Here is a 13,288-nt window from a genome sequence, read left to right as displayed (position 1 = left end):
CTTATATTTATCATACTTCTTTTAGCAAATAGATTCAATTCTCTTTTTTAAAGGCTTTAACGGTATTGAGCGCCGCCTCAAGGTTTTCATAAATGATGTTCCCAACAACAATCGTGTCCGCAAATAGCGCCATTTCCCGCGCCTGTTCTTCGGACTCGATCCCTCCGCCATAATACAATTTCGTCTTGTTCAATACTTTCCGTACTTCTTTAACGACTTCAACATCCCCGTATGTTCCGCTGTACTCTAAGTAAAAAATAGGGAGCTGAAACATTTTTTCCGCCATTCTTGCATATGCTACAACATCGTCAATTGAAAGGTCTGTATTGGCTTTTGTCAGTCTTGCCGCTTTACAGTCTGGATTGAGGATGCAATAGCCTTCCGTAACCATGTCATTCCAGTTCATAATGTCGCCGAATTCCTTAATTGCCTTATGCTGCAAACCCGTTATGTAATTCGGATCATTGCTGTTTAAAACGGTTGGAATATAATAGCTGTCAAATCCCGGGGTAATGGCATCAATAGTAGACACTTCCAGTACACAAGGAACGACATACTTTCTAATTCTTGATAAAAGATCGAGCGTATTGTCCAACGTTACGCCGCTCGTGCCGCCAACAATAACCGCGTCCGTTCCAGAATCGCATATCGCCTCAAGCTCTTTATCGCTAATCTCTTTATCGGGATCAAGCTTAAACACATGTTTCCACTGTTGATAATCAAACATCACTTTTCCTCCTGCTCGCACTTCCATTTTTAGAAAGGCAACGAACCATTTTATCCTTTTGACATTATATCAAAAATAAGAATAGCACTCACCTTTAGTCATATGGAAAAAATATGAAATTCAAGTTATACTCACTTCTGTTCTTTCAGTTCTTGTAAGGGGGGTCAACCATGTTTTTTTTGCAAGTCGATCATGATATCTATTTAAAGCTGGTCGAGAAAAAAGAGGCTGCCCTTCTTTTTCAGCTGACGGACTATTCCCGTGATCATTTGCGAAGATGGCTCGGCTGGGTTGATCAAACGCTCAGCATTCAGGATACAAAAGAGTTTATCAAAATCGCTACACGAAAATATGCTGAACGAACCGATCTCGTCACGCTAATCTGGTACCGCGGGAAACCAGCCGGTTCCGTTTCATTATACGACATCAAATGGTACAACTATCAAGCAAGCATCGGCTACTGGCTCGGTAAAGAATATGAAGGAAACGGAATCATGACAAGAGCATGCAGGGCGCTTCTCAACTATTCGTTTCAAACACTCGGTTTTCACCGGATTGAATTAAAAGCGGCGGTCGGCAATGAAAAAAGCCGCTCCGTTGCAGAACGGCTCGGCTTTCAGGCAGAAGGCCTTTTACGCCAGGCAGAATGGCTTCAAGGTCAATTTGTTGATTTAGTCATATACGGATTGCTTAGAGAAGAATGGCAAGGGTAAATGTTAAACTTCCGGCTCGGCACTTGCTTTCTCCTTCTTTTCCATATAATTGTAGATTTTCAGACTAATAAAGACAAATCCTGCTGTTATTAACCCGGCAAAAATCCACCCGGAAATTTTCATGGCAAACAAAATAAAGTCGTATTTCTTCACGCCATATGTCGTTAGCAAGTACGCTTTCAATCCCGCCTGAAATAGGCTGCGAAACGCAAAAAGCCCTGTCAGCCAGACAAAATAGCGGTAAAATTCTTTTTTCCGGTATAGCTCTTTCGTTTCACTTCTCGCTTGCCCTTGCATAAAGGCAACATCAACCGCAAAATAAAGCGCAAGCGGCTTTTTCATAAAAATCGTGGACAAGATGATTAGTCCGATTGCGATGCCAAGGTACACCTGGTTCCAAAGCATTTTCCCCGCGGAGCCGGATAATAAATCTACAGTCGTTCCGGCAAATAACGAAAACAAAATAAAAATGCCCGTCACATTAAACTGCTTATCTTTTACAAAGCGGTAAATCGTATAAATAAACCCCGGAACGGAAGAAAGAAGAATCGCATAATAATCTCCTAAAACATCTCTTCCTTTGTTCCAAATGAAGTAAGGCAAGATTAAATAAAATAGCAGGTCGTAAAATACAGCACTTTTTTTCATTCGATCCCTCTAATTTCTACAATTTGCTTTCAGTTTAACATAAATAGGAAAGAAATAAACAGCTTTCGTATCTCAATTCATATTCAGTTCACATTTCACCGCTATACTTTCGGTAATCAGAAACGAAAGGAATGGATGGAATGGATAGTGTTTTAAAACAGACGGAACAGTCCTCATTAAATAAAAGCAATCGGATTTTCGTTATGGCTGGATTAATGATTGGCCTGATTTTTTCCGAATTGGATGAAACCGTAGTTACCACAGCGATGCCGACGATCATTCGGGATCTCGGGGGATTGTCCTTGTATGGCTGGGTGGCCGGAGTGTATATGCTTGCATTGTCGGCTTTTATGCCCATTTTAGGTAAGCTTGCCGATTTAGTCGGACGAAAAAAAGTGTATTTAGCCTCAATGGCACTATTTATCGGAGGTTCGATTGTTTGCGGACTTTCTCACTCGATGACGCTGCTTCTGATCGGCCGCGGAATTCAAGGAATAGGCGCTGGTGGCTTAATGCCGCTTGCGATGACAATATCAAGCGACCTTTTTCCGCTCGAACAACGGGCTAAAGTGCAAGGCATAATGGGACCGATTATGTTTATTCCAATGTTAGTTGGACCTTTGATGGGCGGATTTTTTGTCGATCAAGCGAGTTGGCACTGGATCTTTTTTATCAACATTCCCGTGGGAGTCATTTCAGCTTGTTTTTTAGCCGTTGGTTTAAAAGAATCCAATATAAAGAAAAAGGTTGTTATTGACTGGTCGGGTGCGATTCTCCTTGTTCTTGCGATTGTCTCCTTATTGATCGCCCCAGTATTAATTGAAAACGAAGGGTATACATGGAGTTCGCCATTGATTATTGGCTTGCTTTGCTCATTCGTTTTCTTGATCGGGATTTTCATCCTGGTGGAATCAAAAGCGGCAGAACCGATCGTCCCTTTGCATTTATTTAAAAATCGAAACATTGTTGTGTTATCGATTATTGTATTTACAGTCGGTTTCGGCCTTATGGGGTCGTTTTCTTCCTTCCCCTATTTTGCTCAAAATGTGATCGGGCTAACTCCGACGGAAGCAGGCTATTTAACGCTTCCCCTAATGGTTGGGGCCGTCATTTCGTCGATGATCTGCGGATTTTTGTTAACGAAAGTGCGTTACCGTGAATTATTTGGATTCGCTTTTATTCTGCCTGTCATAGGATTTTATTTATTCTCCCATATCGATATCGATACGACGATCACCCAAATCATTATTTACTTTTTAATTACAGGCTTCGGATTAGGGGTGTTGTTCGGTGGGGATAACTTAATCGTTCAAGAATCCGTAGAAAAAGAACATAAAGGCAGTGCGCTGGCAACCGTTCCATTATTTCAAACGATCGGCGCAACAATCGGTGTAAGCATCTTTGGAAATTTACTATCGTCTACACTTACTTCAAAGTTAGAAAGGGCAGACAGCAAGCTCGGGGAAAGCATGGGAGGAAAAATGGATCATTTAGCCGCTGGCGGAATTCCGCACGACCTGCCTGCTGAACTTTTAACAGCGCTTAAAACGATCTTTATTGAATCGTTCCAGTATTTATATACTTGGGCATTCGGAATTCTTATCGTTTCGTTTATATTTAGCTGGTTTTTGAAAAAAGAAGTCTTGTCGTCAAAAGTGAATGAAGAAAGTGAAAGCTGAATCCACATGTGGGATTCAGCTTCTTTTATGAACTATTTTTTATTTGTGATGACAACTTCCGGAACAGCAAGTAGATTTCGCGGTTTAATGCTTTCGATGATAATATCGGCCACATCGTCCGGGTCCATTAAGCCTTTTGTTCGCTCTTCGGTAAAAATGCCGTCCCAAAATTCCGTCCTCATGCCGCCCATGTACGCTGCCAACACTCGAATCGGCGTATCTTTTAACTCAAGGGCTAAACTTTCAGTGAATCCGCGAACACCGAATTTGCTAGCGCAGTACACCGATTCCGTCACCTTGCCTTCTTTTCCGGCTGTCGAAATGACATTGACAATCAACCCCCGGTTGCGCTTTTTCATAAAAGGCAGTACTTCTTGCGTGCAAAAAATCGTTCCTTTTAGGTTACTATCGATCATGTGATGGATCGCTTGCTCGTCTATCTGCTCGGCAAGAGCAAAAGCGCCTGTTCCGGCATTATTAACGAATAAATCGATCGGTCCGACTTCTTTTTCAATCGATTGAATGACACGGGCGACATCTTTCTTAACGGCAACATCTACTTCATACATCGAATAGCCCCCATTTAATAAAGCGGCCGTTCGTTCAAGTTTCGCTCTTGTTCGGCCAAGCAAACATACATGGCATCCTTGCTCAGAGTATTTTTTCGCAAGCGATGCACCGAGTCCGCTCCCTGCACCTGTTATTACAACAATATTAATCTCCATTCCTTTTATCCTTTCTGTTCCCTTGTTAACAAATATTTTTCAAGAAATGTTTTAAAAACCGATCGGCATCAACGTGCAAACAAACGTCAACATTCGGTTTGGCCTTGCTGGATTCTCTAAAATCAGCAATGGTTCGGGCAAAGGTATGGGTCCCTTCAAGATCGACCTGCACATGCAAAGCTTTTGTTTCAACAAAGGTTGGATCAATGACAACTCCGACCGCTAACGGATCGTGAAGCCCGCACCCCTTCAATCCAGCGTGGTTATTTGTATAAAACCCGATATAAAACTCCGTAATGTCCGCCAAAAACCGGCTTAAGCGCGTATTTTTCTTTTTCCACTTCTCTACTTCTTCAAGTGACAGCAATGTTTTCATTGTCACATCAAGACCGACGAGTGTTATCGGAATGCCCGATTGGAACACATACTCGGCCGCTTCCGGATCGGCGTAAATATTTGCTTCTGCCGCCATCGTCGTATTTCCGGGAACCGTCACGGCCCCGCCCATGATATACACCCTGTCAACAAGCCGGACAATCTCAGGCTCCTGCATGATCGTTAACGCCAGATTGGTAAGCGGCCCTACGAAAATAAGCGACACTTCATTCGGGTATTTTTTTACTTGTTCAATAATAAATTGGCATGCATGTTGTTCTACCGGCTTCTTTATAGGGTCAGGAAGATGAATGTTCCCTAATCCATCTTCTCCATGCACGATGCTTGCCTTTTCCTTTATCGGGTGGCGAAAGATCGGCTTCCCTGCTCCTTGTGCCACCGGGACATCCAATTCTAAATAATCAAGGACATTTAATGTGTTTCTTGTTGCTTCTTCTACCGACACATTGCCAAAACATGTCGTAATCCCTAAAATCTCCAGACTTTTGGAGCGCGCCGCATAACAAATGGCAAGAGCATCGTCAATTCCTGTATCGACATCCATAATGACTCGTTTCATCTATCCTTCCCCTCTTTCATCTCTTGACGCCACCGTTTGTATAAAATGTTCAATAAACCGTTCATGATCGACTTCTACACATACAGCAGCGTTTGTTTCCGTCTTTTTTCGCGATAATCGTAAATCGGCGACCGTCGCCCCAGCTGAAAGCCGGCTTTGTGTTTCGATATAAACGTAATGATTTTCCGATTTAACCAGGCCTGGATCAATTGCGACACCGACGGCAAGAGGGTCATGCATTAGGCGGCATTTCCCTTCGTTCATTTTCACGCTTGCTTCTATGCCAAAGCGAATAATGTGCTCGATAAATTTAATCATCTTTTCGTTTTCCGGAGACGCCAAATCCATCAACTGCTTTAAATGTTCTTCCTGAAATTTGGCTTTACGGGTCACATCCAGTCCGACCATTGTGATTGGGATGCCCGATTCAAATACACGGTGTGCCGCTTCCGGATCGCCATAAATGTTGGCTTCAGCAATAGGCGTAACATTTCCAAACGTCTTTAATGCCCCTCCCATAAGAACAAGCCTTTTCACTTTTCGGGCAATCGAAGGGTCTTTTGCCAGCGCTAGCGCAAGGTTTGTTAATCGCGCAACAAACACAAGCGTCAATTCGCCAGGCTGTTCATTGACTTGTCGCACGATAAAATCAGCGGCATGTTCTTCTAGCGGTTGCAAGGATGGTTCAGGCAGTTCATAATCGCCAATTCCATTTTGTCCATGAACATGAATAACAGGACCGCTCCATTCTCGAAAGAGCGGTTTCTTTGCCCCCATCGCAACAGGAATATTATCGTTCGCATCGGCAAGTTCGAGGACTTGCAATGTATTTCGCGTTGCCTGGTCTGCTGACACATTGCCAAAAACCGTCGTGATCCCTTCGATTTGAATCTCTTTTGATTTCACAGCGTATAAAATAGCTAATGCATCATCGATTCCGGTATCGACATCAAGAATAATCTTCTTGCTGCTCATGTTCCTTCTTCCCTTCTATCCTCTCACGGCAATAAATTTCTCCACTTCTTCCTTCGTCGGCATTCCCGCCTGTGCGCCGAGCTTTGTAGTAGACAAAGCGCCCACGGCATTGCCATACTTGCATGCCGCTTTTAATGACATCCCTTTGCTTAAGGCCACGGCAAATGCTCCATTAAACGAATCTCCAGCACCCGTCGTATCGACAACATCGACGTTATATGATCGGATGGCGATTTCTTTTCCATTTTCATAGAAAATCACACCTTCCGAACCTTTTGTTACTATCACTTTTTCTTGAAGTTTTTGAAACTCATAGCTTTCTTTAAGCAAATCAAGTTCATGTTCATTTGGTGTAATGTAATCGATCTCATCTAATAAATCATCTGGAAGTTCTTGAATTGGCGCTGGATTCAAGATGACTTTCACCCCGTTTTCCTTTGCGATTTGAACGGCTTTCTTCACACTTGCAAGCGGGATTTCTAGTTGAAGAAGCAAAATGTCGCTTTCAGCAATTACGGACCGCTTGGCTTCTACATAGTCTGTGGTAACGTGATCATTGGCGCCTGAAACGACGATAATGCTGTTATCTTTATTAGAAACAATGATCGTTGCGGTACCTGTACAATCTGTAACCGGTTCCACATGGCTTATGTTTACGCCTTGTTCTTGCAGATTTTTTAAAACTTCCCGGCCAAAACCGTCATTTCCTACACATCCTACCATTTGCACATCTGCCCCTAAACGGGCGGCAGCAACTGCCTGGTTTGCTCCTTTTCCGCCTGGATTCGTCTTAAATTGTTCCCCTTTAACCGTTTGCCCCATTTTCGGGACGGTCTTTGTAATCGTGACAATGTCCATATTAATACTTCCAACTACCGTAATTTTCGGCCGTCGCTGCATGTGGTTTGTTCCCCCTATCTCTTTATGAAAGGCATTCCTATATCAGGTGGACTGCCTTTTTACAAGCTCAACTTCTAAGTTATAAAATGTTTTTTCTATTTTCTTCTTTTCAATGAGATCAATGAGAAGATTGGCCGCCATTCTCCCCATTTCGTAAATAGGTTGAGCAATCGTTGTCAGTTCAGGTGTTGCCGCCTTCGCCAGTGCGATTCCGTCAAAGCCGATAACCGCCACATCATCAGGCACTTTTTTGCCCAATTGATGGACAGCCTTGATCGCCCCGATAGCCATAATATCGTTGCCTGCAAAAATTCCATCAATATCCGGGTACCGGGTAAGCAATTGATAGGTTGCCTTGATCGCCGATTCCATTTCATAATGCCCTTCAATAATATAGTCTTCTTTAAACCACGGTTCATTATGTACTTCTTCCTTATACCCACAACACCGCTCGTTCGCATTTCGAATATGATCTGGACCTTTTAAATGGGCGATTCTTTCACACCCAATTTCTTTTAAGTAACGTGTGGCCATCCGGCCGCCCGCCGTGTTTTGCACAATGATCGTTGGAATATCTTTGCTGATTTCGCGGTCAACCGTAACAACTGGAACATTCAATCGTTTAATTTGCTTTGCGGTTAACGTATTGGACACCACAATTAAACCATCGATATATTTTCTTAACAGCGTATTTAAATACATTTGTTCTTTCTCGATGTCTTCATCTGTATTGCATAAAATAACGGTATAGCCAAGTTTGCTTGCCGTATCTTCTACGGCTCTTGCAAGCTCCGGGAAGAAAGGGTTCATAATATCAGGAACCATTAAGCCGATCGTTTGCGATTGTTTTTTAAAAAGGCTCCGCGCAACATCATTTGGTTGATAATTTAATGATTGAATCGCCTTTTCTACCCTTTTTCGCGTCTCGTCGTTCACATAGCCGTTATTATTTATAACTCTTGATACGGTTGCGACAGACACACCCGCCTCTTTTGCGACTTCCTTAATCGTTGCCATAATCCCTCTCTTTTCTGTAACCGGTTACATATAACAATATCAATCTAGTTCAGAAAAGTCAAATAAAAGAGCGGTGCTATTTTTCTCCAAAAGAAGAAAGGACCTGTAGCATTTTCGCTTACAGGTCCTTGTTTTCTTCTTTCTTATAAATTCGGTCAAGCGCCATCTGGTAGGCGTCATTTCCGAAGTTTAAGCAACGTTTGACGCGGGAAATCGTCGCAGTGCTTGCCCCTGTTTCCGTTTCGATCTTATGGTAAGTCATTCCTTCGCGAAGCATGCGGGCGACTTCTAAACGCTGGGCAAGTGACTGGATTTCATTCATCGTGCATAAGTCATCAAAAAAACGATAACATTCTTCCACATCTTTCAAGGCTAAAATCGCTTCAAATAATTGATCTAGCGCTTTTCCTCTTAGTTTATCAATTTGCATCCTCGTGCACTCCTTCACTTCTTCTACTGTATGGTAACGATTTTTTCAAGACCGGGATCTGCCGGAACGATATTGATCCACGTCTTACCGGGGATAAATCCAGTGCCGACCGGAATAATTCGGCCGCGGTCGTTTTGCCACTTTATCTTTCGCGCTACTCCGTTTTGCACTAACAAGGCATTTCCTCCGGAGACTAAATCGATCCCAATCCTCCCTTTCTTATCTATCACGTGATGACGTGCTTCTACGATGAAAACATTATTGGCTTCAATCGGGGTTTTCGTTTCACGATCGATCGTCGGCTCTCCTTCCGAGGAACGAACGTATGCATTTCTCGCTTTATGATACGTATAGTTCACCTTTTCATTTCGGTTGTATGTTACCAAAACAGAAACCGCTTTGTCACCTTTTATTTCTTCTTTTTTCAAAAACGGCAAAGGCTTGATTTTATCTGTCAAGGCAAAGCCTTCCTGTTTGGCACCTTTTATGATGTTCTTATACGTAATGTACGAGTTATGCGGTGCCTGGCGGAAGCTCACCCGCTTAAACAGGCTCCCGTCATACTTTAATCCATTGAGCGAATCAATCGTTCCGCCAGTTAACATTTCTTTTGCTTTCGGGCTCCATCCATGAAAAACATAAATAGAGTGATACCCCTGGCTCAAGTCTACGAAATAATCCCTCGCACTTCTGACAGGACCGACGATCTCCGGCATCTCACTTTGAAAAATGGCCAGAAAACGCGTAATGCCTCCTTCAGCCAATACTTCATAAACAATATCAGCCTTATGAAGGCCGGATTGCGGACGAGCCTTCCAGTGGTTATTAATCATGACCCCAATCGGCCGTGCGTCGGTTTTATGATTGGTTGCGATTTCGGTTAATGGGTAAACATTTTGAAACGGTTGTTGCTTTCGTTCAGGCTTCTTTTTTTCTACATGTTCATTTTTTCCGGCTGTTTCTTTCGCTTTCTTTTCACATCCAGCCATCGTGAAAATGACCAACAAACAACAAAACGCTAACAACGTCCATCGTTTCATGTGGTCCCCCATGCAAGTATTTTTTATGCGAAGTACTCTTTTATAGTTTAACGCATAATCGCAGGAAAGAGTACTACTTTGTTTTTCACATCATACATTCCCAGCTGTGTAATGCGAATATATGGCAAATGGGTTGATGAGAAGAAGAGCAAACTGTATATTGGATCTTCAAACTGATATCCGCGTTTGCGAAGCTCATTTGTCAACGCTTTTTCTTCTTCCATTAAGTATTCAAGACGCTTATCCGATAAACCGCCGCCGAGCGGAAGTTTGATTTCACTTACGATTTCCCCGTTCTCAGCAAGAACAATGCCGCCTTTTAATTCCTTTACCCGCTCAAACGCCTTTAGCATATCATCTTTATTTTTTCCGATGACGATTAAATCACCGGTACTTGAATATGAACTGCAAAATCCTGACACATTCCGCGCAAATCCTTTGACAATCGTATTTACCTGCCACTTTCCATGACGATCAAGAAGCATTAAGAAGCATTCATCATGATCCTCCGCAAGCTCAACACTTGTCGGATCAATGTTCACCTTGTACGGTTTGGTAATTACAGAATTGACCATTTCAATTCCAACAAGCGAGCTGAAATTAAAGTCTTCTTCTGTTAAATTCCATTTTAATTCTAGCGGTTTGATGCCATAGTCTGACCACGGAAACTCTTCTAGCGGGAAGACTTCTTCCCCGTCTTTTTTAATCCATTGCCCTTTTGCTAATACAGACTGTGGAACCGGGTTATCTAAACGTTCAAGAATATTAATATGTGCCAGTCTTCCTGGTGCAATCATACCGAGCAGATGCTCCATCCCATAATAGCGGGCCACATTATATGCCGCCATATTATAAGCATCAATTGGATCAATTCCAGATTCAAGGGCGATTGAAATCATTTTGTCGGTTACCCCTTGTTCATAAAACGCCGGTGTAGATCCGTCGGTCGTAAAGATGACGCGGTCAAAATAATTGACGCCGAGCTCTTTTAACTCCCGCAACAATCGCGGTAAGTCCGGGCGGATCGAAGAATACCGCAGTGAAGTTGTGTAACCTACGTTCATCCGCCTTATCGCTTCTTCGCCGGTCATTGCTTCATGGTCACAGTTCACTCCGAGAAGCGCCATTTTCGTCAATGTTTTTTCAGAAGATCCCGGAAGATGGCCTTCGATTCTTCTTCCATACCTTTTTGTATCTTGCATCATTTGCAAAATCGTATCATCACCGCTTAACACTTTCGGCCAACTCGTCAACTCTCCGCCTTGAATGCAATAAGGGCTTGCCAAAATACTTCTAATTGTCCCTAAAGAAAAATGCTGTTCTTCTTTGATTAATTCCGATTGGGAATCATAGCGGCACCACCAATAATACGTATAAGGCAATCGGTTTAAGTCCTCCATCAAAGAAAGCGCTTTCTTTAACGGAGATGATAAAAGAAGCGTTAAGTTGTCGCATATAAATGTTGTCGTCCCTCTATTTGATGCATAATGCGCAAGGGTTTGGGGATTATATAGTTGAAATGGATGCGTATGTGGTTCGATATACCCGGGGACGACATATTTACCCGCAAGATCGATGACCTCCGTTTTTTCAAGGCGATCCGGCATTTGCTCCCCAACATAGACAATCCTGTTTTTATAGACCCAAATGTTTGCTTTTTTCCATTGCCGTAAATTTTGATTTAAATAGGTAGCATTTTTTAAAACAATGGATGGAGCAACTTCACCATCTAAAACAGCTACCTGCTCTCGTAATTCATTTTTCGACCAGTACAAAACTTGATTGGACATGGCGTTCACCTTTCACCCAAAATTAAATTTCCTATAGCATAACACAGATTTTTTATCAATTAAACAATAAAAGTAATAAAGGAGTTTTTTATAATGAAAAAAAATATTGGAACCGCGAATGCATTTATTCGTATCATTTGCGGATTAACCGTGTTAGCTGTATTTACAGCGAGATATGCCCGCCGTCCTTATCGCGGATCTTATTTGTTGTTGATCATGATGGGGGCCATGAAAGTTGCTGAAGGAATTGTTCGATTCTGCCCATTAACTGAGCTATTTAACCGCTGCAATCTATTTAATCAAGAAGATAGCAGCATGCTTACAAACGATAAAACGGATGTTAATCCAAGTTAAAAGGCGCCCCTTTTCTCAGGGGAGCCTTTTCCCATTTATATATTATGCACGAACAATCGCTTTAGAACCGATATCCTCCCGGTAGAACGCACCTTTGCACTCGATCTTTTTAAGCTCATTATACACTTTTTGTTGTGCTTCTTTTAAATCATCCGCTTTTTTCGCCGCCAGCAAAATCCGGCCGCCGTCAGTCACAAGTTTCCCATCTGACTTTTTCGTTCCAGCATGAAAAAGGAGTGTATCTTCTTGCAATTCTTCAAGCCCTTTTAATTCTCTTCCTTTTTCATATTCATCCGGATAGCCTTCTGACGCAAGCACGACACCGACAACCGCTTGATCAGACCAGGAAAGCTTTACGTCTTTTTTATTTAAAATATCGAGCAACACTTGCGCAAAATCACCGTCGAGTCGCGGCAAGATGACCTGCGTTTCTGGATCGCCAAAACGAGCGTTGAACTCAATCACTTTTGGTCCTTCCTTTGTCAACATAAGTCCGGCATAGAGAACGCCGGTAAACGGACGCTTTTCTTCCACCATGGCGTGGGCTGCCGGTTGTAAAATCGTGCTTAATGCTTGATCAACTGCTGATTGCGGGATTTGTGGAACCGGCGAATAGGCACCCATTCCTCCCGTATTCGGTCCTTTATCTCCCGTATAGGCGCGCTTATGATCTTGAGCGATAACCATCGGGTAAACCCGGTTCTCGTTTACAAACGCCATAAAGGAAAACTCTTCGCCTTCGAGGTATTCTTCGATGACGACTTGTTTACTTGCCTCGCCAAAGCGTTCATTTTTCATCATTTCGTAAAGTCCGCGTCTCGCGTCATCTATATCCATCGCAACAATAACGCCTTTTCCGGCAGCGAGTCCATCCGCCTTTAAAACGATCGGTGCGCCAACTTCGTTTAAATACGTGAGCGCTTCGTCGTAATCGGAAAACGTTCGGGATTTTGCCGTAGGAATATTGTATTTGTTCATAAGATCTTTAGCAAATGATTTAGATCCTTCAATAAGCGCGGCTTCTTTCGTCGGACCGAAAATCGTAAGGCCCGCTTTTTTAAAGTCATCGACAATTCCATTTAATAATGGGACTTCTGGGCCGACAAACGTTAACTGAATGTCCTCTTTTTTCGCAAAGCGAATAAGCCCTTCATGATCGGTTTCGTTGATCGGTACGCATGTTGCGATATTTTCCATCCCCGGGTTGCCCGGTGCAGCAAATACTTTTTCCACGCTCGGGCTACTCGCAAAACGCCAGGCTAGAGCATGTTCACGGCCGCCGCGGCCAATGACTAGAACGTTCATTTTTTTGCCTCCTTGCTCATCTATTTAATG

14 protein-coding genes are annotated in these 13,288 nt (G+C 42.9%); 3 read left to right on the top strand and 11 right to left on the bottom strand.

The genetic code is table 11. The annotated features are described in order from the left end of the window. Positions 1–34 precede the first annotated feature (34 nt). The gene (locus tag WD019_RS16890; protein WP_026678352.1) at positions 35–727 is read right to left on the bottom strand and encodes a heptaprenylglyceryl phosphate synthase; all 693 of its coding nucleotides are present in this window, start codon (positions 725–727) and stop codon (positions 35–37) included. 170 nt (positions 728–897) lie between these two features. Between WD019_RS16890 and WD019_RS16885 the strand changes: the two genes are divergently transcribed. After that, a complete protein-coding gene (locus WD019_RS16885) occupies positions 898–1,440 on the top strand; it encodes a GNAT family N-acetyltransferase (RefSeq protein ID WP_425712256.1) in 543 nt (180 codons plus the stop codon). Between the two features lie 3 nt (positions 1,441–1,443). On the opposite strand, the gene WD019_RS16880 is transcribed toward WD019_RS16885, so the two are convergent. Continuing rightward, the gene (locus WD019_RS16880; RefSeq protein WP_026678350.1) at positions 1,444–2,088 is read right to left on the bottom strand and encodes a VC0807 family protein; all 645 of its coding nucleotides are present in this window, start codon (positions 2,086–2,088) and stop codon (positions 1,444–1,446) included. A gap of 140 nt (positions 2,089–2,228) precedes the next feature. On the opposite strand from WD019_RS16880, the gene WD019_RS16875 reads away from it, so the two are divergent. Then, positions 2,229–3,767: an MDR family MFS transporter gene (locus WD019_RS16875; RefSeq protein WP_425712255.1), complete on the top strand. Its 1,539-nt coding sequence runs from the start codon at positions 2,229–2,231 to the stop codon at positions 3,765–3,767. Positions 3,768–3,799: 32 nt separating this feature from the next. Here the strand turns inward: WD019_RS16875 and WD019_RS16870 are convergent, their stop codons facing one another. From WD019_RS16870 to WD019_RS16835, 8 genes are all read right to left on the bottom strand, one after another. Continuing rightward, the gene (locus WD019_RS16870) at positions 3,800–4,492 is read right to left on the bottom strand and encodes an SDR family oxidoreductase (RefSeq protein WP_425712254.1); all 693 of its coding nucleotides are present in this window, start codon (positions 4,490–4,492) and stop codon (positions 3,800–3,802) included. A gap of 25 nt (positions 4,493–4,517) precedes the next feature. Continuing rightward, on the bottom strand, positions 4,518–5,447 hold the full coding sequence (locus WD019_RS16865; protein WP_425712253.1) for a nucleoside hydrolase: 930 nt from the start codon (positions 5,445–5,447) through the stop codon (positions 4,518–4,520). Continuing rightward, positions 5,448–6,422 carry a nucleoside hydrolase gene (locus WD019_RS16860; RefSeq protein WP_425712252.1) on the bottom strand — a complete coding sequence of 325 codons (975 nt, stop codon included), beginning with the start codon at positions 6,420–6,422 and terminating at the stop codon, positions 5,448–5,450. It lies immediately after the preceding gene. 15 nt (positions 6,423–6,437) lie between these two features. Continuing rightward, a complete protein-coding gene (gene rbsK, locus WD019_RS16855) occupies positions 6,438–7,322 on the bottom strand; it encodes a ribokinase (protein ID WP_026678346.1) in 885 nt (294 codons plus the stop codon). Between the two features lie 42 nt (positions 7,323–7,364). Next, positions 7,365–8,339, bottom strand: a complete 975-nt coding sequence (locus WD019_RS16850; protein WP_026678345.1) for a LacI family DNA-binding transcriptional regulator — start codon at positions 8,337–8,339, stop codon at positions 7,365–7,367. Between the two features lie 118 nt (positions 8,340–8,457). Further along, positions 8,458–8,769, bottom strand: a complete 312-nt coding sequence (locus WD019_RS16845; protein ID WP_026678344.1) for a YerC/YecD family TrpR-related protein — start codon at positions 8,767–8,769, stop codon at positions 8,458–8,460. A gap of 23 nt (positions 8,770–8,792) precedes the next feature. Further along, complete coding sequence (locus WD019_RS16840; RefSeq protein WP_425712251.1) at positions 8,793–9,809, bottom strand: DUF3048 domain-containing protein; 1,017 nt, start codon at positions 9,807–9,809, stop codon at positions 8,793–8,795. Between the two features lie 47 nt (positions 9,810–9,856). Then, positions 9,857–11,599 (bottom strand): adenine deaminase C-terminal domain-containing protein, encoded by a 1,743-nt coding sequence (locus tag WD019_RS16835; RefSeq protein WP_425712250.1) that lies wholly within the window; start codon positions 11,597–11,599, stop codon positions 9,857–9,859. 93 nt (positions 11,600–11,692) lie between these two features. Between WD019_RS16835 and WD019_RS16830 the strand changes: the two genes are divergently transcribed. Beyond that, positions 11,693–11,953, top strand: a complete 261-nt coding sequence (locus WD019_RS16830) for a YgaP family membrane protein (RefSeq protein ID WP_026678341.1) — start codon at positions 11,693–11,695, stop codon at positions 11,951–11,953. 42 nt (positions 11,954–11,995) lie between these two features. Here the strand turns inward: WD019_RS16830 and purD are convergent, their stop codons facing one another. Next, positions 11,996–13,258 (bottom strand): phosphoribosylamine--glycine ligase, encoded by a 1,263-nt coding sequence (gene purD / locus WD019_RS16825; protein WP_425712249.1) that lies wholly within the window; start codon positions 13,256–13,258, stop codon positions 11,996–11,998. Positions 13,259–13,288 lie beyond the last annotated feature (30 nt).

The organism is Fictibacillus sp. Mic-4 (genome assembly GCF_049843615.1).
Classification (GTDB): Bacteria; Bacillota; Bacilli; order Bacillales; family Fictibacillaceae; genus Fictibacillus_A; species Fictibacillus_A gelatini.
Note: the sequence above shows the minus strand (reverse complement) of the source record. Positions and strands in the feature narration are given on the sequence as shown.

What these genes read in the sequence shown, in the direction of transcription:
- WD019_RS16890 (WP_026678352.1), bottom strand. Translation starts at nt 727, where the DNA reads ATGTTTGATTATCAACAGTGGAAACATGTGTTTAAGCTTGATCCCGAT.
- WD019_RS16885 (WP_425712256.1), top strand. Translation starts at nt 898, where the DNA reads ATGTTTTTTTTGCAAGTCGATCATGATATCTATTTAAAGCTGGTCGAG.
- WD019_RS16880 (WP_026678350.1), bottom strand. Translation starts at nt 2,088, where the DNA reads ATGAAAAAAAGTGCTGTATTTTACGACCTGCTATTTTATTTAATCTTG.
- WD019_RS16875 (WP_425712255.1), top strand. Translation starts at nt 2,229, where the DNA reads ATGGATAGTGTTTTAAAACAGACGGAACAGTCCTCATTAAATAAAAGC.
- WD019_RS16870 (WP_425712254.1), bottom strand. Translation starts at nt 4,492, where the DNA reads ATGGAGATTAATATTGTTGTAATAACAGGTGCAGGGAGCGGACTCGGT.
- WD019_RS16865 (WP_425712253.1), bottom strand. Translation starts at nt 5,447, where the DNA reads ATGAAACGAGTCATTATGGATGTCGATACAGGAATTGACGATGCTCTT.
- WD019_RS16860 (WP_425712252.1), bottom strand. Translation starts at nt 6,422, where the DNA reads ATGAGCAGCAAGAAGATTATTCTTGATGTCGATACCGGAATCGATGAT.
- rbsK (WP_026678346.1), bottom strand. Translation starts at nt 7,322, where the DNA reads ATGCAGCGACGGCCGAAAATTACGGTAGTTGGAAGTATTAATATGGAC.
- WD019_RS16850 (WP_026678345.1), bottom strand. Translation starts at nt 8,339, where the DNA reads ATGGCAACGATTAAGGAAGTCGCAAAAGAGGCGGGTGTGTCTGTCGCA.
- WD019_RS16845 (WP_026678344.1), bottom strand. Translation starts at nt 8,769, where the DNA reads ATGCAAATTGATAAACTAAGAGGAAAAGCGCTAGATCAATTATTTGAA.
- WD019_RS16840 (WP_425712251.1), bottom strand. Translation starts at nt 9,809, where the DNA reads ATGAAACGATGGACGTTGTTAGCGTTTTGTTGTTTGTTGGTCATTTTC.
- WD019_RS16835 (WP_425712250.1), bottom strand. Translation starts at nt 11,599, where the DNA reads ATGTCCAATCAAGTTTTGTACTGGTCGAAAAATGAATTACGAGAGCAG.
- WD019_RS16830 (WP_026678341.1), top strand. Translation starts at nt 11,693, where the DNA reads ATGAAAAAAAATATTGGAACCGCGAATGCATTTATTCGTATCATTTGC.
- purD (WP_425712249.1), bottom strand. Translation starts at nt 13,258, where the DNA reads ATGAACGTTCTAGTCATTGGCCGCGGCGGCCGTGAACATGCTCTAGCC.